Origin of the sequence: Paenibacillus sp. JJ-223 (assembly GCF_927798175.1) — a bacterium.
Classification (GTDB): domain Bacteria; phylum Bacillota; class Bacilli; order Paenibacillales; family Paenibacillaceae; genus Paenibacillus; species Paenibacillus hubeiensis.
In genome coordinates this window covers 25,995-48,033 of record NZ_CAKMMP010000022.1, presented here as the reverse complement: position 1 = coordinate 48,033, position 22,039 = coordinate 25,995, and the positions used below count along the sequence as shown (strand labels likewise).

The following is a 22,039-nucleotide window of genomic DNA, read 5'->3' as shown; positions in this document are numbered from 1 at the left end:
GTTTGAATACAGATAAATTAACTTATGTACAAGTTTTGTTTGACAGACCAATACCTGTTCAGGATATTTCAACTATAAGAAAGAGCTTTTATGATATAAAGGGTGATGAGATTCAAAAAATAGTATCCATTGTTGATTTACTAAAATTAGGAGAGTTTTCTATTAAATCAGAACTTCTGAAAATAATGATGGAGAGCTCGGACAAACAAATTCGAAATTTGTGTTGTAGGCTTTATTGTTGTGTTGCGCAACATTCGGATATACCTCTACTCGAAAGTTATGTAATGAAGATCATAACGCAGGGCGATGATGATGAATTGAAAAGTTTCATAACAAGTTCTCAGTATTCATTATCTCCTGAAGTCGTCCCTCTTTTGTTAGCTCTTTTGGATGATTGGGAAGATACAGAAATTGAGGAGAGAATAAGATCTGTACTTGATGAATTATTTCCTGTTATTGATTTTTTCGACGAGGATGTCTCCATTGATGATATCAGACAAGTGTTTGTGAATCTGTTTGATGAGATTAATGGTGATGTATATTACCACGGAGGACTGCCAGTGTTTCCTGGAATATGGACAAAGGAGTTGTTGGAAAGGGCAATTGAAGCCAAAAATCAAAAAAGTGCTCTTTATATGACGAATATTCCAACATTGTTATCTCTTTGGATAGGAAAAGATTGTCCTACTTATTTTGATACTCTAATTGATGATAAGAAGATAAATGAACTTTTCGAATATATAAAAACCATAGCAATGATGAATTGGGAGAAGGGGAGTAAGTACTTTTTTGGTCATAAAATTTAAATAAACGACTTTTTAAATTTGTGTAAAAGTATCGGGTTGTTTTACCTGCTTTTTTAGAAAAAAAGCCTATGCAAAAACTGGCGCTGGTGGTCTAATGGCGCCAGTTTTTTATGTTTGGATTTCTCGCTATACCTTTGTTCTTGTGTGATAATTTGGATATTATTATAGGAATGGATTGATCAAGTTACCATTGACGGTCGAGATTTGGAGCCGGTGCCGGAGGCCCCCTGGATGTTACCCAAACCGTACTTGACGTTGCCGGGATGATCCCGGTCATCGGAGAGGTAGCGGACGCGGGAATCTATGCGGCACGGGGAGATTATGTGGTTGCCGCATTGTCCGCAGCAGCTGCGATTCCGTTCGTTGGTTGGGCGGCGACAGGTGCAAAGTTTGCAGTGAAGGGTTCCAAGCTGTTGTCCAAGGCAGGCAAAGTCGTGGATAACGTGATGGGCGTTGCCGGCAAGGTGATGGACAAAGCAGGGCAAGTAGCTAAAGCTGTTGGGGATTTGGCGAAAAAGACGGGAGATGCGATCTCCGGTGCCTTGGGCAAGGTGCTTACGAAGGCCAAGGGTCTGGCTAGTAATTTCAGCCTGATGGATCTAGCGAACAAGCTGAAGGGCAAGCTTAATGATCTGATGATGAAATCGCCGATGTTGGCTAAAGCATTAGATATGGCTAATTCATTTAGCATGAATTTGATGACCGACATTATGTCTGATGCCATGTTTAGCGCCGCGCTAGATATGTTGGGACGATATGGCGATAACAACATTGTTATGATGGCTTCAATGGTGCTAATGGGTGCGCCTGGAGGCGGCGGGAAAAAGAAAAAAGGAAAAAGTCAGAAACAAATTAAAAAAGAAGTTGACGCCTTAGATAAGAAAATTAAGAAAATGGAAAAAGAAGGAGCGGATAAAGAAGAACTAAAGAAAATTAAACGTGAACGAAGTAAACTTGCCAATCAACTTGATACTCCAGATGACATAAGCAGTAACTACAATTTATCTAATGTGGAAGGGTATGAGCGTAAAATCGATAATACAAAGTACTATCATCACGATAAAGGTGACTTTGGCGAGGAAGTTGCTAGAAAAATTGCCAAAGATAATAATTTTGGCGAAGATATATCGGATTTGTTCCAAGTTGGTCGTAATGGAGTTGACGGTACATTTTTATCAAAAGGTCCACCGCCTAAAATTACCATGATTGAAGCAAAAACTTCTGAATGGGCAAATTTCACTTATTCAACAAATCAAAAAATGGGTGGTGATGGGTATTTTGATAATATGCTGAAAAACGGCGATTCAAGATATGAAGGATTTCAGGAAAAATTCGACAAATTGGTAAGAGAAAACCCTGGCTTAGAATTTGATTTCATAAGGGTTGAAGTAGACATTTCAAAAACGAATGTTGGATTTGGCGTAGATATTGTCAAGGTAAAGGATTGGAATAAGGCTATAAAATAACTCTGCTAAGGAGAAAGCGATGATAAATTCAAAAAAATTGCAAATGGCATACAAAAGATATATCAAGAATTTTTCTGAGGGATTAACACTGGAAAAATCGTTAAAGAAGTATGAAGAGGCTAAAATAGAAAATTCCGATATTGTGGAAAATAACGAAACTGAAAAGGATCATATCCTGTTAGTTAATATGTATAGAATATCTTCTTACTGGCTATCGGAATGGAAACATCATGTGCTGATTAAAGGTGAGGAGAATGCAATGGGGCTAAAGCAAATACAGAAAGTTGTTTTTTACCAATGTATGGTCCGACATATATATAAAGATCGTTACCCGAATATGAAGTTAATTCATTATTCATTTGATTTAAATATAGTTGCCCTAATTCATTTCAACATGTATGGATGGAAAAAAGAAGAGGATGTTTTCTTTGACTTTATTGAAGAGTATCTCGTGGAAAACATCATGAAGGCCAATGACTGGAATAAACATATTTGGTATTTATTTGAGTTGTATTTGCGAAGTTCTAACAAAACGATTTTTGGTGTAAACCAAAATATCCATATGATAGTTAAATTAAAGCTGGAAGAGAAAGGTATGAACTATGACTTAATTCCGGGAGAACTTGGCATATACAGCGAAGTGTTAGACCGTTGGAACACGCCTGACCTTGATGAGATCACACAACTGATTGGTAAAATGTCAGAATACCATTCTATGCTAGCTGCGGAGCTGGGGCAGTCATTAGAATTCGGAGATTTTCGCTATACCTTTTATCCATATGAAATCTTGTTTTTGCTTCATGTACGAAAAAAGCAAGGTTTGCCGAATCCAACGCATTTCGATGATTTCCTCATGAATTCGCCCGAAGCTAAAATAGAGATTCAAGACCCCGAGCCGTATCCGGATCAGGATCCCATTTTGCAAATGGTGGATGGTTACTATCGTAAAAACTACCCTGAGTATATTCCGAACAAGTACGGAACGCTGTTTGAATAGAGGAGGAAAAGAGTGTGGAAGATGAAGATTTGGTGCCCTTGATATTCAAAAATGCAGAGGACATTGATCAAATTTTGAATGATCCTGACGAATCGTTGGTATACTTCGGCATGCTAAACCATGGTTTAGCGACGAAACGATTTTTATTTTTGGACTACAAGGGGGAAGAGGGACAGGAAATCGTCAATTATATTTTGGATTATGAGTTTGCTCACGACATTGAACTGGGAACTGCAGAAGAATTAGAGGTGTTGGGAGAGTTTGACTATACATATCTTCCGGAGAAAATTAGGGAAGTGAATAAGTTAATCTCACCTAAAGGTTATGGTTTGTTTACCTATCCGACGACAGGAGACTTTTACGCGTTGTTTATCGCTGAATTGGAGCATAACCATGCGTTTAGTCAGGTTGATTTATTGGGAGATGAGGATATCCCGGAACGAGAACGTTATATTCAGTTGTACATTTAAAGGTTGTTGAAAAGTGTAAGGGGCTCCGGTCAAGACAACCGGAGCCTGCTTGTTTTGAATGGCGGTTTGAGTAGTAAATATAAACTTTCTTGCGAAATACATATTTCTTGATACACCAAAAACAAGACCTAGTGCTCTACAGATAATACGGGAAAGGAAACACCGTTGTTCAAAGGGCAGTTGCATGCATCTCCATTGAAACGTCCAGAGGAGTTACCAAATGCGAACTTAGAAATGTCAACGGTAAAAATAAAAAAAGTGAGGAGTAATAAGAATGGCTGAAATTGCAAAAATCCATGAACCGGTATCATTAGAACAGGTAGAGAACTTTGAGAAAACTAATGAGATCGAATTACCTAAGTTATATAAAGATTTTTTGTTGGAGTATAATGGGGGGCGTGTAGAACCGAATGTTTTTAAAATTTCATCTGATGAGGGTGAAAGTGCATTAAATGTTTTTTACGGAATTGGTAATATGAAAAATAATCTTGAAAAGAAGATTGGATTTTTTGAGGAGATATTAGAAATGGGGTTTATTCCCATAGCGAGAGATTCCGGGGGTAATCAAATTTGTTTAGGTATAAGAGAAGAGTTCTATGATCAGATTTTTTTCTGGATACACGATGAAGAGTATGATGATGCTATGGACAACATGCATTTCTTGGCGAAAAATATTCAAGAATTTATTGGTAGTTTGTATGATGATGAATAAAATTAATATGTTTTGTTACAATTTGCATTAATACTGAAATAGTCGGTACCCATTGCCGAATGAATTAAACATCCAACCAGTAACGTATGTTAGAATGGAAGGAAGCAAGTGAAAAATGAGAGAAGCTTAGAGAGTAAGGAGATATATTTTCCAACGAAAAGTTTGAGGAATTTAAAGAACAATACAAAAATGCGCAAAAAGAAATAACGATTGTAACAAACGATGGGACAAAAATTAGGGTTGATGCAATTGCAACTGATAAAGATGGTAATGTTATAATACAAGAATAAAAAAGCTCTGAGACTGCACCATATATACAGAAAATCAAGAAAAAGGCTTCCCTGATTTATAGTATTTATCAAGATTTAAAGTCAGTAGATGGATTTATATTCGATTTACAATTTAAGCATGAACCAACTGAAAATTGCAAAAAAATTTAGAAATTTTTAAGGTGAGCCACAGGATTTGCAGATTGTCTTTAGAGTTAATGAACCCGATGGACATATATATGAGGTGTAAATTATGAAGGCAAGTGAGGCATTTGATAATGTATGTGCTTTAGTAGCTGAGAAATATAAGGACGATGGTTGGAAATATGCTAAGTCAAGTCATTGGATGACTAAAAAAGATAAAAAATTCATGTATAAGGTGTTTTTTATTCAAGTTGGAATAATATTTCTGATAAAACTGTCGTGTTTTATGGGGAATGTGCCATTATTCCGCTAAAATCTAAAAATAAAATCTTTCATACAAGTACCCACAAATGTAATATTCCAAGCGGAAGTTTACATTGGAATATAGCAAATGAGAAAGACTGGAACCAGGTGGTTAGTGAATTTACCAACTGGTTAGACAGTGTATTCATGCCAATTGTAGATAAATGTATGAATGATTTGGATAACTTCGTAAAAGAAGTTGTTGTGCAAGGGTTCTACCCCGAAAATGGTTATATAATTGATATTGGATTTGTGTTAGATCATGGTTCGCGTGAATTAGCAGAAGAAGCGACCATTAGGTATTATGCGAGTTTGAGCGAGTACGAACAAAATGTATTCAAAGACAATTATGAGAGTATGATACAGGGGAATGAAGCTGTGAGTGTATACGGTAATAATATGATGAGGAATTACTCTAATTTTAGAACTATTATTGAAAATAAAATTATTGTTACGTTATAGCACAAGGTAATCGAAGGAAGGGTGGTAAAATGGAGGGATCCATTTATTACCCTTTCTGTTTTCGAATAACATTTTATGGATCTACGCCAGGAGTTTGTTAAGATTTGTGGAAACGTGGTTCGCAACTCCCACAACAAGATAGAAAGATAAAACCAGCAAACCAAACCCTAAAGAACTGCCAATACTTGATAAACAATCAAAGGCTTATTCCAGCTTGAATGCTGAGAAGGAGTAAGCTTTTTTTGCATGCACACGGTGAGCATTTTCAAAGCCGTCGTTAGAAAAGAATGAGGGCGAGACACAACAGCCATTCTGACGGGGTAAGCGAAAACCCTGACCACTAGATTGTTAATATTAAATCAGACAGCTTTTTAAGGGCTGCATGGCGATACTGAACAGGTGTCATGTATCCCAGTGTTCCGTGAATTCGATGTTTGTTAAAACAGTTTACGTAATCGCATAATTCTAATTCCAGATGACGAAGGTTTTGAAAGCTTATCTGGGATGAACTCCGTTTTCATGACTTTGTAAAGTGGCTTCAGCCGCAGCATTGTCATAGGTGCAGCCTCTCATGCTCAGAGATCGGCCGATTTCAAATGTCTTCAGAAGCTCGTCCATCCTTTGATTTTTAGATTCACTACCGCGGTCCGTATGAAACCACTGAATGTAACGCAAATCACCCTGTACTGTAGCAAAGGCGCATGAAATCAGAGTAGCGTCCTTGTGTAGATCTGCACTATGAATCTGTCTTTAATCAATAAAATGTCTTTGTATCATTCTTTGCAAGTTTCAGAATAGAAGAAGGAAAGAGTATAGAAGGCCGGAACATGGTTTTCTATATAAACCGCACTAATCAATCACACAAGGCCACTGTGAGTGCAGTACCATCTTCCTGTTATCCCCAGATTTTTTTAATTCCTTATTTCAAGGGGGAAATCCGGTGATAAAGGCGACCGCTTTGCTTCTCCAGATTGGTTCTGCCTCTCCGTTAACGTGTGTATGTTTTTTGCGGTTTATATAGTGATAAGTGAATCCTCCAGGGCAGCATTAGCGAATGAATTCTAACATTCAACCAGTAACACGCTTAACCCAATTAATACCTGTATTAAGGTTTCTCTGTTAGTTCGTACAAAAGAATCAAAATACTTGACTCGTTTTGTGGATCTTTGTTTTCTTGTTGACATAGAATGGCTTGTTTCAGAGTGCTTGTACCTTGCAAGCGGAATATGACATTTAGAGGTTATCCTACATACTATAAGGAATTATTTCCTAGTGAGTGCGTCATACATGACATGGAAACCGAGCTCTGTATGTAGACTTTATATAGGAATTGTTCGAAAATAAAAATCCTACTAAGTAAGGGATTAATAAAACTGAAATACATTGCGGGATATTCAATCTGTTGTAGGAGGTTTTATTGTGAAATTAAAAACGATTATCTTACAGGGAGATTCTAAATATGAAAAGGAAAATCAATTATTTCCTATAAGATGGAAGTCTCATCATGTAACCGAATTATTTATGGAGTTATTTCCTGATATTGAATTGGATGGGAACAGACAGTTGACTATTTTAGCTACAAGGGATAGAAGAGAAAACGCCAAGAAATACAACAATTATTAAGCGTTTAATGCCTCGGCATATTATCTTGAAGAAGCGCAGATAAAGACTTTGGAGACCTTAAACCCATAAGATGCAGAAAGTTTCATTTTGGGTATTATTGAAGAGGTATTAGTTGATATAACCAACATAATTGGTGAAGATGAACAAAAAAGAACCGTGATAAAAGATACCATTAAACAAGTAAGGGAAATGGAATTCTCACTAAAGAAAAAATGAAAACCTTATCCAAAAAGTCGAAGGTAGGAAAATATAAAGCAGATGTGTTTAGATGCCTGAATAAAGTATCTGGTGAAGTATGGTGCGTGGAAATAGAAAATGGAATCTCAGGTCAGACCAGAGTGGAGTGGTTGACCAGCAAACCGAATTATTTAGATCGCAGAGATTACTTTAAAAAATCCAAGTGGGAAGAAAATAAATTTATAATCACGAATAGATTAGGAGTAGAGGTCTTTTCGATTGAAGTGGGTAGGTATGGAAGAATCATAATGAATAAAGTCATTTACTAAAACAGATATTTACTACAATTTCCATAAAAATGAACAGGTTAATTGTGATAAGATGACTACCATGGGTTGCCATTTTTTAAACATGGAGATATATGGATTAATTAATCCAAAATATTAGAGATGATTCGTGCTGAGCTTTATATTGAACAGATTGAATATGGGGAATTCCACCATGATTAATCTGTTTTTTTGTTGAATTTTTCACTTCGAAGACGGCCTGTTAATCTCGTCCGCGAATAACGAAGTGCGTTACGACTATGACTATAACGAAGAGGGTCTGCTCACGGCCAAATATCAGAGCCGGGATGCAGCGCCACGTCCCGTGCTGCGCTACGAGTATGACGTGGAAGGGCGGACGGTGGCCCGCACGGATGCTGGCGGAACACGCGTCGAGTATGCGCATGATCCGGTGGGTCGGGTAGTTGCCATTCGGCAGGGCGAGAACGAATTGGCTCGGTACACCTATGCAGCGGGCAACCGAATCGCGTCCATGCTGTACGGCAACGGCGTGCCGACGGTGTATGAATACACGCCCGAAGGGCAGGTATCGCGGCTCCACACCCGGACAGCCGATGGCACGGTCCTGCTGGACAACCGCTATGCCTATGACCGGAGCGGGAATACGATCGGCTGTTATGGCACGCAGGATCAGGCCGAGTATCGATACGATGCACTGGATCGGTTGGTGGAAGCCCGGTATGCCGGATATGGCACGGAGCAACTGGCGTATGACGCGGCAGGCAACCGAATTTCCCGTGTCTGGAACGGACAACGGACAAGCTATACGTATGATACAAGGAACCGTCTGCTCAGCCTGATTGAGGAAGCATTGCAGGAAGAGAACGAGGAACAAGGTAGAGCGAATGAGCGAACAAGCGGGAAAAACATCCGTTACGCTTACGATGCGCAAGGCAATCTGATTCAGGAGCATCAAGGAGAGCAGACGACAAGCTACGTCTATGATGGATTCAACCGTACCATTCGAGTCGAACAAGCGGATGGACGAATCGTGCAGCACGGCTACGACCCCGAAGGTTTGCGAAGCAGGCTGGACACGGACGGAACCGTACGTCATTTTGTGCATGATGGCTGGCATGTCGTCAACGAGTTGGATGAAACAGAGCGGGTACAGGCGTCCTATATCCGTGGTCATGAATGGCTAACGCAACTGGACGATCAGGGCGAAGTGGCTTATTATGTAAATAATATCCACGGTGATGTCACTCACCTGACCGGATCACAGGGCCAGATCCTGAATGCTTATACGTATGATGCCTTTGGGAACATGCTGTCTGCAAGAGAGCAACGCGTAAATCCGTTCCGTTATGCGGGAGAAATGCAAGATGCGTTGACAGGACATTACTATCTGCGCGCCCGGTTCTACAATCCGTTCATCGCGCGATTTACGCAAGAAGACACGTATCGTGGAGACGGTCTGAACCTGTACGCCTATGTCGCCAACAACCCGATCCGATATGTAGACCCGAGTGGGTATGCAAAAGCGGGAAGCGGAGGAACCCCGGCTTCTTGTGTGAGTAAGGGCGATACACATGGTTCGTCTGAGGGGACAGGTAGAGCTCAAACAAGAGCAGATATAATAAACACTGTCCAGGATACACTAAGCCCGGCACTACAAAAGATTAAAGAATTGGATCCTAATGCTGTGGTTGGATATAGAGGTTCTTTAGCAACAGGTCAGAAAGGTGAGCATAAGGGTTATGCTCCATTTGACCCGACAAATTTTGATATTGATGCATTTATTGTTAGCGATAAGTTGGCAGAGACCTTTCCTAAGAAAGTTTATTGGAGATCAGCCAGAAAAGTTAGTGATGACATAAACCAACTATCAGACAATCTTGAGTCGGATTTCCGTAATATTTTCCCAGGGTATCGTTATGAGCCAGATAAACCGTTTACTTTTAGAATATATACCGAAAAAGAATTTAACAAAAAAATCTTTGATAAAGGTGTAAAATTTATTGAATAGGAGTGTTTTTATGGTGCCTTACTTAGAAGGAATAGTAGCTTTTCAATCGAATCAATCACTTGAGGAAGTTGGTAAATTAATTTCTGAACGATTATTTGGAGGGTTGCAATTTCAAGGCAAAGAAGAGTATATATACGAGGAGATTCCAGCTATATACATTTCTGAACTCATAATAGGTTTAAGAGTCGTATTGAGCGGTTATAATGGATTTGATGAAGATGAGAGATTTGTACTTGAGCTAGGTCCATTGAGAGGAGTTCCTCGAAATGGTGAAAAACACAATCTTAGTGCGTATTTAGAAACACTTTTCTCTGATTTTCAAGAATTTAAAATACTGAATAATTAGGATTATTTACGACTTTGGTAGCGAGATCGTACAATACAACCAACAATCCAAAACTTAACAAATACACTTGATAAACATTCAAAAGCTCTTTTCCACTTGAACGATAAGTAGGAATGAGCTTTTTTTGCATGCCCAAAATCAAGGGAGGACGAATCGAATGGCAAAAGAAGTGCAAGCAGTAGCAGAGGAGATAGGATTTGCGGAGGTTGCAGCAGCAGGACCGGAACCAACGGGTACTGGACCTGGCGTACAATTTCAATGATCAGCTTGTTCGCAGACGAGAGCTGTCCAGCGGCGAGGAAGAAACGTACACCTACCGCGAAGACGGTCTGTTGATTTCGTCCGCGAATAACGAAGTGCTTACGACTACGACTATAACGAAGATGGTCTGCTCACGGCCAAATCTCAGAGTCAGTTCGGTGTACGGACAACGGATGCGGCACCACGTCCCGTACTGCGCTACGAATATGTCAGTGGCTTGATAAATCGGAAGAAGCAGAATTTTTGAATTCATATGGTAAAGTTGATAAGCCAACGATAGTCCAGAAGGTTTAGAATTAGAAGTGAAGTTGGGAAATGTCACCAGTTGCGAGAGTGGTTATTTTTCTTAATTCAAAAACAGGAACGCTAAAAACTGCTACCCTTAAGTGACACATTCAGGTTGAAAGAATAAAAGGTGGTGAGACGGTGTTTGAAATGTATCTACATTATGAAAATAACTTTAATAAAGTTACGATTGAAAAAAAAGAGTATGATGATAATTTTGATGATCACACAAGTATAATATCTGACATTTGTGGATATTTGCATCAAACTGGAGAGATTGATTTTATTGTTTCAGGCTTTGGAAGTGAGCGATGGCCTGTAGATTGTAAATTTGATCTTCCACTGATAATTGAGGAATTGCCAGATATAATTCAAAATTTCAACAAAAATGAATGTAGTTTCTGCTTGGGTTTTTACGAACAAAATGTGATGAGAGAGATAAATTTTAGTGAAAAAGAGGGGAGTCTACATCTAGCTTGCAAAAGTCTAACGCACGGATGGTCACCCTCTCCATCATATTTAATAATGGAAAAATTATCTATGGAAAAAATGTTGGAAGGATTATTCAAGGATTTTATTTTTTGTAGTCAAAAAATATGTCCGGAACTGTTAGATGAAAAGCTTTTTAGAGAATGGATTTCCTTATATCCGACTATTCAAATATGTTATTGAAATATCAACCTGCTGCTGTACAAGATTGGACTTCGTGTTCCGGCTGGATTCTGAATAGGGGATAAATAAGTGGATACCTTATTGTGATTCAAGAAGACTAGATGCAGGTGTAGTTGATGAAGTTTGGTGATAATATTTACGATACAGTGCATAATTTGTGTAAAATTCAAAGGAGAACATCTATGCTTAAAATGGAACTACAACCTGTTGAAGTGCCTTGGATGATCAGTGCCTCCCACGATTTTTCCTGTTTTACCGGTATAGAAAATCGGGAAGTAAAGGTGCAAGTCATGGTTGGGTATAATAACCAGCATTATGAAAAAGTCATATCAAGATTAAACGGAGTATATGGAGAAGATATTCCTGATAAAGAATATAATAGAGCTGGAAATGGTATGATTGAAATTAAATTCACTCCGATCTGTGTGTTTAATATATACGGAAAGGTAGAGGGTTATGAAAAATACGATTTCAGCAAAGTAAACAAGTACTATACAGGAGAAGCTTCTTTAAGTCATGAATGGGATACAACCAATATATGTCCAGATCCAGGCCTCTATGAGATTAAGAAGTCAACAATGAAGGAGAATTATGGATACAATTCTTCGAAAGTAAAACACTGGGTATTACGCGGTCATGATTCATGTATCGATATACTCGCATATTCATTTGAATGGAGAACATTGGAGTGGTGAGGAACGTTGGCGCTTAAGGTTAAAAGGCAAGCGTGTTGGTTCTTGATACCAGGGAAGAATTAAACGTGGAAAAAGAGCGTGTTATTCAAATTGTTGGTAATTTGTTATCCGTAGTAGGGACAGAAAAAGAAGATGTAGTTGTGAAAGAATTTGAAGTTTGACGGAACTTCAATAGGCAAGGGGAAAAATGGATAATATTGGATGGAGTGATGGAAGAGTTTCTTGAAGTTTACCGCAGGATGAAATTGTGGTATACATACCGGGCAGGTCGCCAAAGTAAAGAAGATGGTTTTTAATTCGTTCATACGAGTAAACATCCAGACATACCTATACGTTGAAGTGGACTAAACTTGTATGCAAATTATAAGGAGTACATCCGAAATGAATCGTATGATTAGGAATAAAATGAACGAAATCAAAGGAAAGTTAATGGATATGCCTGATGGTATTCTGTTGGGCAAAATAGGCGAAGTGCTCTCGGGCGAACAAGAGCTCATTAGCAAATTGGAAGCGTACACGAAATACGTTGAATTTCTACGCGAGTTTAATGGTGCATCGCTGGGCGAAATAGAACTCTTTCCTTTGCAGGAAATAGAACGAAACCAATTTTATATAGACCACTTAATTGGTGGGCAGGCTAATTGGAGATGTATTGGTCATATCTTGTATGAACCTCTAGTAATAAAAAAAGATAATGGTCATGTATATAGGATTTATCGTGATTCTGAACAAGATGAACCAACAGAATGTTTCGGATGTTTTGATGACTTTGTCATGGACTATGCGCTGGGGGATAAATATAGAACGGTGGTCCCCATTGACACGGATGATTTGTGGGTGAAGTTGTTGATTGAAGGAGATGGAAAATATGAATCCTGAATTGAATTCTTTACTCCAAATGATTAGGCATGAACTTGAACAGGACAGTAGCAGTATTATTTATGGAGTTATGCAAAAAGGCATTGACACGTATAAAAATAATCATGGGCAATTCGTGCAGTTATACGAGTTTCTAACAATCTGTAATGGTGCGAGGTTCGGGAGTGTGGATTTGTGGTCCTACGAGGACTTGAAAGAACATCAATATCGGCTAGGTCAATGGATTGCAGAAAGCGATGAATGGCTTGAAATTGGACAACTTCTGTACGAACCAATAGTTATGAATAGATGGACGAGTGAAATATGCATACTCATGGATGAGATTCCGTTAAATGAGTCGAAAAAATATAAACAGTTGGATGACTTTTTAATACATCATATTTTTGGGAAAGGCTATCAGGAATTAGTGCCTGGCTTTGAGTGTGATGAGTGGTATCACTTTTTAGTCCGATTAAAATTAGTTTGAACATGATTAAGAGCTAATGCAAGATCATTTCAAAGGATTCAGCAAACATCAAGTTCACGTAATCTAGCGTTGATGTGTATGTTCAATATTGATAAAAGCGCTTATGGATATGGGGTGTTTAGTGATGATTTGGGAGCTAGAAAGTAATACGGAAGGATTCCAAACATTTCGACTTGTTGAATTTGAGAGAAAATCTAAAGTCTTTTCAGACGCGTTCAATGGTGCAGAGTTAATTCGTGATCATAAATGGAGTCCTGTGTTTGTTGAGGTAGCAGATGATGGCATGGAGAGTGATTTTCCTCATTTCTGGGGTGCTACTGGAGTGCCTATGATAAGTGAGAATGCAAAGAGAATATTAGAAGACGTATTGGAACATGAAGTGGAGTTTCTTCCTGTTATGTATGGTGAAATAACATATTATGCTATCCATGTGCTCAAAAATTTGCATGCCGTTGACAGCACGAAAACAGAGTTAAGACAATTGCCCAGTGGTTTAATTGTTGGGTTTAAAAAACTTCATTTTATACAAAACGTTATTGAAAACCATCATATATTCAAAGTCTATCTTAATGATAATCTATATAGCACCTCTATATTTGTTTCGAATGTCGTGAAGGAGACTGTAACCAAACACCAATTAAAAGGATTTAAATTCAAAACAGTTTAGTTGCAAATAAGATTTGATTGGAATGGCTAAGTTAATGGGGGAAGTAGTGATGTATACATGGAGAAATTGACTGAGGAGCAGGTGACAGAACTTGTAAGAAAAATTAGAAAGGGAGAAGGTGATGACATAGAACTTGTGCAATGGATATCCGAGATATCATTAGCAACCTCTAATCCAGAAGTAATAAAAACAATAATGCTTGGTGATGGAATCACTGTAGAAGAGATTGTTGAGACGCTTTACATATACAAACCGATTATATTGTAAAAAACGGGAATTATTAATTGGGTTTATATAGGTTGAACTAAACACTCACACGGAAAACGGAGTGGGCAGAAAGAATCTGAAGAAGCAGAGCGTTCGCCTAAAAGCTTTCTGGAGGAAAGCTGCATCTGAAGCATAGGGATAACAGCGATCGAAAGATGGTTCTGACCACGTAGTGACTCCGTGTAAAAAGTGGTTTAACTTATATAGTTGGAGGGATGAATGAATCAAGTACTTAGAATTCTAATAAAAAAACTGATTGGTGACGAAATAACAGCTAATGAATTTTTGGATTGGTTCAAAGGAAACAAGGACATAGCCGGTAACTTTGACCAACTATTAGAGGGTATTTGCAGAGAGAAGAATAAAAATGACCTGGGATTAATATTTTATGTAGGATTTACATTCGATCTGTTTAAAGAAAGACATCTGGAAATATTAAACCAGTTAATCACTGAATCTTGGCACAAGGCACATGAAGATATTGCTGGTTTACTTCAGTATTTCAAATCCAATACATCAGTAGAAAGTCTTTATAGAGCGGCAACAACTGAATTTAAGTACCTTCATTACACAACTGCTCTTGCCGTAAAATGTATTTGGGCACTAGGGGATATTAATACGCCAGAATCTCAAGAGAAATTAAAGCTTTTAAGTCAATCCAACGTAACGGAAATTAAAAAGAATGCTGTATATCAGTATCAAAGAAATGCGAATTCGTATTTCCGATAGATTATAAGGAATGTGTCATGAATTTTAATGGAGGATATCCAGAACCGAATTTATTTGAATATGATAATGAAGCACAAGGAATATTCAAAAGAAGAGCTTCCGGAAAGAATAGTTCCATTCGGAAGGGATCCTTTTGGTAACTTTTTATGCTTTGATTATCGTTCCATGCAGGAAAATCCTACAATTGTATTTTATGATCATGAAAGTGAAGTCGAGGATGAAAAAATTATATATGTATGTGATACTTTTACACAATTATTATCCGAACTATACTCTCAGTAAAAGGGTGAGGAGATTATGAAATTCGAAATTAACTATAGACCTACAACAGCAGACAAAATAAGAACTTTTCAAACTCAATATAATATTCTACTAGCTTCAGACTATGTGGAGTTTCTTCTGAGGAATAATGGTGGGAAGGCGGTTAAGCGCCGCTTCGATACAAAAGACGACACTATCACATCCTCCATTATGTTATTTTTGCCACTAGACGCTGAAGAAGATAAAAACCTTGAATCGTATTTTATTAATTATAATTTAGGTGAAATTGTTCCTAAACATCTAGTCCCTATTGGCATCGATCCAGCAGATAATTTAATTTGTATTTCAGTGGATGATAAGAGCAGAGGGGATGTATATTTTTGTGACATAGGGTATTTTGAACAAGACCAGGGGCTGAAAAAAGAACACATTTTATTGATAGCTAATTCTTTCAGTGAGTTTTTGGATTTGCTGTACATCCCCGAATAAGCTGCGCTAATCCGGAACTAAGTGTTGAAGCGTTTTTCAATACTTGGTTCTTTTGTTTGTCCACTGTGGACATTAATTTAAAAGCCCTATGTGATACATACTTCAGCTACAGTAATCAAGAATTGACCTGTTATTTGAAAATTCAAATTCGAGTAAGTCGAATACGGAAATTTGGAGTTTGTTTCAATCAGTAACTAATGAAGTAGTGGATTGTCAACAGAAAATCAGACAGTAGGTATTCTACACAGAAGTTAATAATGGTAAAATACCCCATATGAGGATCGGAAATGATCGATTATCCGGTGGAGGGTATTGGAAAAAAATATAATATTGATTAATTCAGAAGGAGGAGTTTAACCTGAAAAATGATCTAAATCCAGAATTTTTTCTTATTAGAATGTTTCCAACTGTCCCCATTGAAGGGGAGATTCTAAATAAAATATTAGATGCATTTGAAGAAACTGAATATTTTAAGCCGACTACATGGGGAAAAGGAGAAAGATCAAAAGCTCATTATGATCGAAATGTTATTGTTGAAGAGTTTTCCTTAAATCAAGTGCTCTCCGAGATTTATCTTCGAAGAGATAAGTCCTTCAAGTATGATGGGAAATTTTCAACTCAATTGTCTCCAAGATCATTTGTAAGTTTTAAATTTGATAAAAATATTAAACCAGATTACTGGCCACATATATTTGATCTTTCAAATAAGCTTGCAGAAATTATCAAACCAAGTTATGGAGTTACTCATATTTTTTGGCCCGCACCGGATAACATGGATATTGAATTTGAAAAGGATTTTTTGTGGATGGATTACTGTGCTCAGCCAGCTCCGGTAGATTTTATACAAAGTGGGCCAGCCGGAGTTGGCATGAGAACATATATTAGTGGTAAAGTAATGGAATTATTCGGTAAAGATTTCTTGCAAAACATGCCTGCCATAGTATCAAACACTGATTGGGATGGGTTACAAATTGATTTACATGATAAACCGTGGGAGGCGGATGTTGCTCAGATCGTCGATAATTTTAAGAAAACAATGGTTTATTTAGAACAGAAAGAAGTTTTGGCCATACCAGAATTTGACGAACAATTAAGAGGTGTAACTTTTAGTCCTAACACTGCGTGGAGGAATAGAAATAAATGATGATATCAGGGAGATAATTAATGGAGGAATAGAATGCTATGAGTGTTAGAAATAAGTTGTTAACCGAAATTCAGAGTGCAATAGAGAATAATGAAATATTAGATAACATTGATATAAGTGGTGTTGACTTGTCTTTCCTAAACTTGACAGGAATTACAGCTGATCGTTTACAAGGTCAAAAAACAGATTTTAAAGGAACAGCACTTATGAATGCCTCTTTTAGGGATTGCAATTTTGATGAAGCAGTATTCGAAAATTGTAACTTTCAGGAAGCGGATATAGCTGACTGTTTTTTTTATCGAACACAATTTCAACATGTTTCTATGAAAAAAGCTAAGTTAGCTATTAGTTTTTGTTCAGAGGCTTGTTTTGATGGGGCCGATTTATCTGAGAGTATTTTAGTGGGGACTTCTTTTGATGATGCATCATTCGTAAATGCTAATTTAAGTCGTGCAGATGCCGAAAGTGTAGTATTTATAGGTGCTGATCTTACGGGGGCGGATTTAAGTTATGGAAATTTCGAGGAAGCCGACTTTACTAATGCTAAACTTGACAGGGTTAGATGGAAAGGTGCAAATATCAAAGGTGCTGTTTTCGATGAGATAATAAAGGGAAAAATAATTACGTTAATCTGATCCAAAGAGGAACCTCACTCTAAAATGAAAAGCTGGTACACTGGTATTATCCCCTATAGTAGACAAGAAAAAGAGACATCTGGTAAGGTGACTTAATCTTGTTGACTAAGGGGATTTTTTTGCAGATGTAACGTTTTCAACACCATTAGATAAAAGTAGTTGGGTATGAATATTGGAACTCGTACTTTCCCTGTTTCTCAAAGTTTTTTACAACGGTAAATCAGATAGATACGCTGATCTAAACATGGCAACGAAAGACAGAAACGTCGGACGATGAATATTTTCATACCTGTTGCTTCTGGCTGCGGTAATTAATTGTGGCTGCTAAGGAACTCGAATAACAATTGTTACTTTTGTGGTCAATTTATCAATTGCATCCGTATTATTACAAAAGTTGATTAAAAAACCGATATACATATAGTCAGGGTTTTGAAGAATAAATACATACGATTTTTCTAAGAAAAGTGATTTTGGAGAAGAGGCTTCTAAACTAGGCAATATATAGATGGTGCATGCTGGATTTAGCGTGGATGTTGTAAAAGTGAAGGATTGGAGTAAAACACTCAAATAATTCATGAAGATCTGTAGGAGAGACGGATGAAAAACACTAAAAAATTGCAATTGGCATACAAGGGATACGTGAAAAATGTTGTGGATGGTATCGAAGACGTTCAAATGAGATACGAAGAGGCACAACGAGAAATTTTTAATGTAATAGAACACCATGAAGTAGAGCAGGACCATAAGTTACTAGTTAGGATGTTTCGAATATCTTCTTACTGGTTATCGGAATGGAAATATCGCGTGCTGATTAAAGGTGAGAAAAATGCAATGGGGCTAAAGCAGGCACAAAAGGTTGTTTTTTACCAATGTATGGTCCGACATATATATAAAGATCGTTACCCGAACATGATGTTAAATCATTATTCTTTTAAGTTAAATATAGTCGCTCTAATTCATTTCAGCATGTATGGATGGAAAAAAGAAGAGGATGTTTTCTTTGATTTTATTGAAAAATATCTCGGAGAAAACATCATGAGGGCCAATGATGACAATCGACATGTTTGGTATTTGCTTGAGTTATATTTGCGAAGTTCTGACAAAACGCTTTTTGGTGTGAATCAAAATATCCATACAAGGGTTAGATCAAAGCTGGCTGAAAAAGGTCTGGATCATGATATTATTCCGGAAGAACTTGGCATATACAGTGAAGTGTTAGACCGTTGGAACACGCCTGACCTGGATGAGATCACACAACTGATTGGTAAAATGTCAGAGTACCATTCTGTGCTAGCAGCGGAGCTGGGGCAGTCATTAGAATTCGGAGATTTTCGCTATACCTTTTATCCACATGAAATCTTATTTTTACTGCATGTACGAAAAAGGATAGGTTTGCCGAATCCGGAGCATTTCGATGATTTTCTCATGAATTCGCCCGAAGCTAACATAGAGATTCAAGACCCCGAGCCGTATCCGGATCAGGATCCCATTTTGCAAATGGTGGATGGTTATTATCGTAAAAACTACCCTGAGTATATTCCGAACAAGTACGGAAAGCTGTTTGAATAGAGGAGGAAAAGAATATGGAAGATGAAGATTTGGTGCCCTTGATTTTCAAAAATGCAAAGGACATTGATCAAATTTTGAATGATCCTGACGAATCGTTGGTATACTTCAGCATGCTAAACCATGGTTTAGCGACGAAACGATTTTTATTTTTGGACTACAAGGGGGAAGAGGGACAGGAAATCGTCAATTATATTTTGGATTATGAGTTTGCTCACGACATTGAACTGGGAACTGCAGAAGAATTAGAGGTGTTGGGAGAGTTTGACTATACATATCTTCCGAAGAAAATTAGGGAAGTGAACAAGTTAATCTCACCCAAAGGTTATGGTTTGTTTACCTATCCGACGACAGGAGACTTTTACGCGTTGTTTATCGCTGAATTGGAGCATAATCATGCGTTTAGTCAGGTTGATTTATTGGGAGATGAAGATATCCCGGAACGAGAACGTTATATTCAGTTGTACATTTAAAGGTTGTTGAAAAAGTGTAAGGGGCGCCGGTTAAAACAACTGGGGCCTGCTTGTCAGGTTCGATGGAGCTTGTGTTGGATGAAGAGGAGTGCAATGTCGGTGAACTGGAGTTGGGGCGCTTCAAGCTGAAAGAAGGTGCAAGGCTCCGGCAGGATTACCAGACGTTCGCGGATCTTGCGACCGAGTTCACACATTGCATGTCATCCATGTTCCCTATGGTCAGCACGTTGTCCCCGCTCATGGTGAGGGATTATGCGGACCGGATCTTGGCCGGAGCAGGAGGCCGGGGCGGACGTCTAGGCTACTTGGGTGGCGGTCCACAGCGAATGATCGTGGATTAACAATATCAATAGAGAAAGGGCGTGTTTTATCGTATGGAATATCTTGATCGCAAAGTGATTCCCATGTTATACAGCCAACGAGGCAATGAAGAGGTTGATCAGAGCAGCTCTGTAGACGAGAACATTGCAGCTGCGCATAGGCATCACGTTGGTGATCCTGCCGAAATGCCAACGATGCTGTGCATTGGAAACGAAAACGTATTTTTGAAACGTACGGAGTTGTTCGACGGTAGAGTAGCCGCCTTTCTTCCACGTTCGTTGCGTTTGATTTCGGAGAAGGAAGCAGACCTGAAATATCCCTCTTCTAATCGGCCGGAATGGATATATACCAACGATACGGGCACAGTCAATTTTACGTTCAATAGATTGGACCATCGGATTTCGGCAGAGGAGATGACCTCCTTTACCGAAACGATGGCGAATGTCCTTCGCAGTACACAACCCATTAGACAATGGGATAAACAGGGTGTACGCATTACAGATACAGGGCATGTCCTGGGTTACTGCCAGTTTTCCGTTCAGGGGTTGAATGATCAGATTTACAATTACATCGGTTTTACGATCTTGGACCAGAAGGTTCTTGTATATGGATTTAATTGCACGGATGAGGAGAAGAAGGATTGGGTCGAGCCTGGCGAAATGATACTGAATTCGCTTGAGATCCTTTGATGTAGAAGGGAGATGGGAGCATGAGTCTGACTTATGAAAATCTGATTATTGAGCCGTATGAATTACTGCATTTGCAAGAACTGACGATCCGCAAAAAGATGAATGAGCACACCAGGCTTGTGTTCCAAGGCATGGTATCGGAGGAATGGAAAGATCGCTATGTCGATGTTACGGATCGAGATACGCCTGTAGAAGTGTGGCAAAAAGACGAAGAAGGCAACAAAACCCCGTTGTTCAAAGGCATACCGTTGTCGGTTGAAGTGCAGGTTGTCAGAGGCGTGTATACGCTTCGAGTCGAAGCGATCTCACATACATATCGGATGGATATTACCAAGCGGACGCGGACGTTCCAAAATATTCAAATGACGTTGCCTGAATTGTTGAAAGAACTGGATCAGGATTATCCGGGTCTTGATGTCATTGATGAGGGGACGGGCGGGGCCAAGATTGGCAAGGTTGCCGTGCAATATCAGGAAACGGACTGGGCGTTTCTTCGGAGACTTGCTTCGCGTTTTCATACCAGCCTGATGCCAGCCGCCCAATTTGACAGTCCAAAATTTTATTTCGGCGTCTTCGAGCACGGAAATTCGATCGATCTGGATAATACGCGGTATACGATTCGCAAAAACATGTCTCCATTCATGTACTTTACCGAGAATGATTCGCTGAAGGTCAGCGAGTCGGATTTCATTGTGTACGAAATCGAAACCGACCAGGTCATGGAACTTGGACATCATATTACTTTTCGAGGCAGAAGCTTATATGTAACAGAAGCTTATACCGAATTGGTGAGCGGAATCGTGAAACATCAATATGTCCTCAGTCTTCACAGAGGGCTGCGGCAAAAGACATACTACAATTCGTTAATTGCCGGTAGCTCGCTGCTTGGACGCGTCATTTCCGTTCACAGCGGCCATGTCAGAGTGCATCTGGACTGCGATGAAAAGCAGGAGCCGGAAGAAGCATTGTGGCTCCTGTATCAGTCGCCCTACATCGCTGAGGGAAAGACAGGATGGTATGTCATGCCGGAAGTGGGAGATCCGGTTGCGGTCTATTTCCCAACGCATGATGAGGAAGAGGCCTATGCGACAGGAGCTCCCCGCCTGGATAACCAGGTTACGGGCACGAATCAGTTGAATAAGCCGGATCACAAAATCTTCCGTACGCCTTATGGCAAAGAGATCAGACTAACGCCGGATGCGATTTCCATTAGCAGCAAAGAGGGAGAAGTATTTATTCGGCTCAGCGGGGATGAGGGCATCCAGATTACGGGCAGCCAACAAGTCCGTATGTCTGCCGGAGGCAACATCTCACTGAAAGCCGGGAAGAAAATAACGTTATCTGCCGATTCGCAGTTACTGCTCGAAGGTGGCGGGGGAACGTTCAAATTGGATGGACAGGCAAAAATGAGCGGATCGGAAGTGAAAGCCAACTAGTTTGGCTTTCATG

The 22,039-nt window shown here is 38.9% G+C and carries 26 protein-coding genes and 1 pseudogene; 26 read left to right on the top strand and 1 reads right to left on the bottom strand.

From position 1 onward, the window contains the following. Positions 1-2: 2 nt before the first annotated feature. The 6 genes and pseudogenes from imm47 to L6H98_RS28535 all read left to right on the top strand — a co-directional run bounded on the left by imm47 (position 3) and on the right by L6H98_RS28535 (position 5,629). A complete protein-coding gene (gene imm47 / locus L6H98_RS28560) occupies positions 3-806 on the top strand; it encodes an Imm47 family immunity protein (protein ID WP_236421095.1) in 804 nt (267 codons plus the stop codon). A 323-nt stretch (positions 807-1,129) separates the two neighbouring features. After that, on the top strand, positions 1,130-2,272 hold the full coding sequence (locus tag L6H98_RS28555; protein WP_236421094.1) for a DUF4164 domain-containing protein: 1,143 nt from the start codon (positions 1,130-1,132) through the stop codon (positions 2,270-2,272). Positions 2,273-2,291: 19 nt separating this feature from the next. Next, positions 2,292-3,269 (top strand): hypothetical protein, encoded by a 978-nt coding sequence (locus L6H98_RS28550; RefSeq protein ID WP_236421093.1) that lies wholly within the window; start codon positions 2,292-2,294, stop codon positions 3,267-3,269. A gap of 14 nt (positions 3,270-3,283) precedes the next feature. Beyond that, on the top strand, positions 3,284-3,739 hold the full coding sequence (locus L6H98_RS28545; RefSeq protein ID WP_236421092.1) for a hypothetical protein: 456 nt from the start codon (positions 3,284-3,286) through the stop codon (positions 3,737-3,739). A gap of 274 nt (positions 3,740-4,013) precedes the next feature. Continuing rightward, positions 4,014-4,451, top strand: a complete 438-nt coding sequence (locus L6H98_RS28540; protein ID WP_236421091.1) for an SMI1/KNR4 family protein — start codon at positions 4,014-4,016, stop codon at positions 4,449-4,451. 522 nt (positions 4,452-4,973) lie between these two features. Next, a pseudogene (locus L6H98_RS28535) lies at positions 4,974-5,629 on the top strand (hypothetical protein). Positions 5,630-5,969: 340 nt separating this feature from the next. Here L6H98_RS28535 and L6H98_RS31475 read toward each other — a convergent pair. Continuing rightward, positions 5,970-6,128 carry an IS3 family transposase gene (locus tag L6H98_RS31475; RefSeq protein WP_356724755.1) on the bottom strand — a complete coding sequence of 53 codons (159 nt, stop codon included), beginning with the start codon at positions 6,126-6,128 and terminating at the stop codon, positions 5,970-5,972. A 920-nt stretch (positions 6,129-7,048) separates the two neighbouring features. Here L6H98_RS31475 and L6H98_RS28530 point away from each other — a divergent pair. The 20 genes from L6H98_RS28530 (at position 7,049) to L6H98_RS28440 (ending at position 22,026) form a co-directional block, all read left to right on the top strand. Continuing rightward, positions 7,049-7,252 (top strand): hypothetical protein, encoded by a 204-nt coding sequence (locus L6H98_RS28530; RefSeq protein ID WP_236421090.1) that lies wholly within the window; start codon positions 7,049-7,051, stop codon positions 7,250-7,252. Between the two features lie 750 nt (positions 7,253-8,002). Then, entirely contained in the window at positions 8,003-9,745 is a 1,743-nt protein-coding gene (locus tag L6H98_RS28525; protein ID WP_236421089.1) for an RHS repeat-associated core domain-containing protein, read from the top strand. A gap of 10 nt (positions 9,746-9,755) precedes the next feature. Beyond that, on the top strand, positions 9,756-10,091 hold the full coding sequence (locus tag L6H98_RS28520; RefSeq protein WP_236421088.1) for a hypothetical protein: 336 nt from the start codon (positions 9,756-9,758) through the stop codon (positions 10,089-10,091). A 197-nt stretch (positions 10,092-10,288) separates the two neighbouring features. Further along, positions 10,289-10,573: a hypothetical protein gene (locus L6H98_RS28515; protein ID WP_236421087.1), complete on the top strand. Its 285-nt coding sequence runs from the start codon at positions 10,289-10,291 to the stop codon at positions 10,571-10,573. Between the two features lie 205 nt (positions 10,574-10,778). Then, the gene (locus L6H98_RS28510) at positions 10,779-11,309 is read left to right on the top strand and encodes a hypothetical protein (RefSeq protein WP_236421086.1); all 531 of its coding nucleotides are present in this window, start codon (positions 10,779-10,781) and stop codon (positions 11,307-11,309) included. A 182-nt stretch (positions 11,310-11,491) separates the two neighbouring features. Beyond that, complete coding sequence (locus tag L6H98_RS28505) at positions 11,492-12,004, top strand: hypothetical protein (protein ID WP_236421085.1); 513 nt, start codon at positions 11,492-11,494, stop codon at positions 12,002-12,004. Positions 12,005-12,385: 381 nt separating this feature from the next. Then, complete coding sequence (locus tag L6H98_RS28500) at positions 12,386-12,883, top strand: hypothetical protein (protein ID WP_236421084.1); 498 nt, start codon at positions 12,386-12,388, stop codon at positions 12,881-12,883. Beyond that, positions 12,873-13,349 carry a hypothetical protein gene (locus L6H98_RS28495; RefSeq protein WP_236421083.1) on the top strand — a complete coding sequence of 159 codons (477 nt, stop codon included), beginning with the start codon at positions 12,873-12,875 and terminating at the stop codon, positions 13,347-13,349. Before L6H98_RS28500 ends, L6H98_RS28495 begins: the two co-directional genes overlap by 11 nt. Before the next feature lie 124 nt (positions 13,350-13,473). Beyond that, positions 13,474-14,016, top strand: coding sequence for a DUF1629 domain-containing protein (locus L6H98_RS28490; RefSeq protein WP_236421082.1), 543 nt, complete (start codon positions 13,474-13,476; stop codon positions 14,014-14,016). Positions 14,017-14,073: 57 nt separating this feature from the next. Continuing rightward, positions 14,074-14,283 carry a hypothetical protein gene (locus L6H98_RS28485; RefSeq protein WP_236421081.1) on the top strand — a complete coding sequence of 70 codons (210 nt, stop codon included), beginning with the start codon at positions 14,074-14,076 and terminating at the stop codon, positions 14,281-14,283. 219 nt (positions 14,284-14,502) lie between these two features. Continuing rightward, entirely contained in the window at positions 14,503-15,012 is a 510-nt protein-coding gene (locus L6H98_RS28480) for a hypothetical protein (RefSeq protein WP_236421080.1), read from the top strand. Between the two features lie 27 nt (positions 15,013-15,039). Continuing rightward, positions 15,040-15,294, top strand: a complete 255-nt coding sequence (locus L6H98_RS31470) for an SMI1/KNR4 family protein (protein WP_356724712.1) — start codon at positions 15,040-15,042, stop codon at positions 15,292-15,294. A 15-nt stretch (positions 15,295-15,309) separates the two neighbouring features. Then, positions 15,310-15,762: an SMI1/KNR4 family protein gene (locus L6H98_RS28475; protein ID WP_236421079.1), complete on the top strand. Its 453-nt coding sequence runs from the start codon at positions 15,310-15,312 to the stop codon at positions 15,760-15,762. 397 nt (positions 15,763-16,159) lie between these two features. Next, the gene (locus L6H98_RS28470; protein ID WP_236421078.1) at positions 16,160-16,906 is read left to right on the top strand and encodes a hypothetical protein; all 747 of its coding nucleotides are present in this window, start codon (positions 16,160-16,162) and stop codon (positions 16,904-16,906) included. A gap of 38 nt (positions 16,907-16,944) precedes the next feature. Then, complete coding sequence (locus tag L6H98_RS28465; RefSeq protein WP_236421077.1) at positions 16,945-17,541, top strand: pentapeptide repeat-containing protein; 597 nt, start codon at positions 16,945-16,947, stop codon at positions 17,539-17,541. Between the two features lie 597 nt (positions 17,542-18,138). After that, positions 18,139-19,110, top strand: coding sequence for a hypothetical protein (locus L6H98_RS28460; RefSeq protein WP_236421076.1), 972 nt, complete (start codon positions 18,139-18,141; stop codon positions 19,108-19,110). 14 nt (positions 19,111-19,124) lie between these two features. Beyond that, entirely contained in the window at positions 19,125-19,580 is a 456-nt protein-coding gene (locus L6H98_RS28455) for a hypothetical protein (protein ID WP_236421075.1), read from the top strand. 50 nt (positions 19,581-19,630) lie between these two features. Then, a complete protein-coding gene (locus L6H98_RS28450) occupies positions 19,631-19,921 on the top strand; it encodes a hypothetical protein (protein ID WP_236421074.1) in 291 nt (96 codons plus the stop codon). A gap of 33 nt (positions 19,922-19,954) precedes the next feature. After that, complete coding sequence (locus L6H98_RS28445; RefSeq protein WP_236421073.1) at positions 19,955-20,590, top strand: hypothetical protein; 636 nt, start codon at positions 19,955-19,957, stop codon at positions 20,588-20,590. Positions 20,591-20,610: 20 nt separating this feature from the next. Next, complete coding sequence (locus L6H98_RS28440; protein WP_236421072.1) at positions 20,611-22,026, top strand: contractile injection system protein, VgrG/Pvc8 family; 1,416 nt, start codon at positions 20,611-20,613, stop codon at positions 22,024-22,026. Positions 22,027-22,039: the final 13 nt, after the last annotated feature.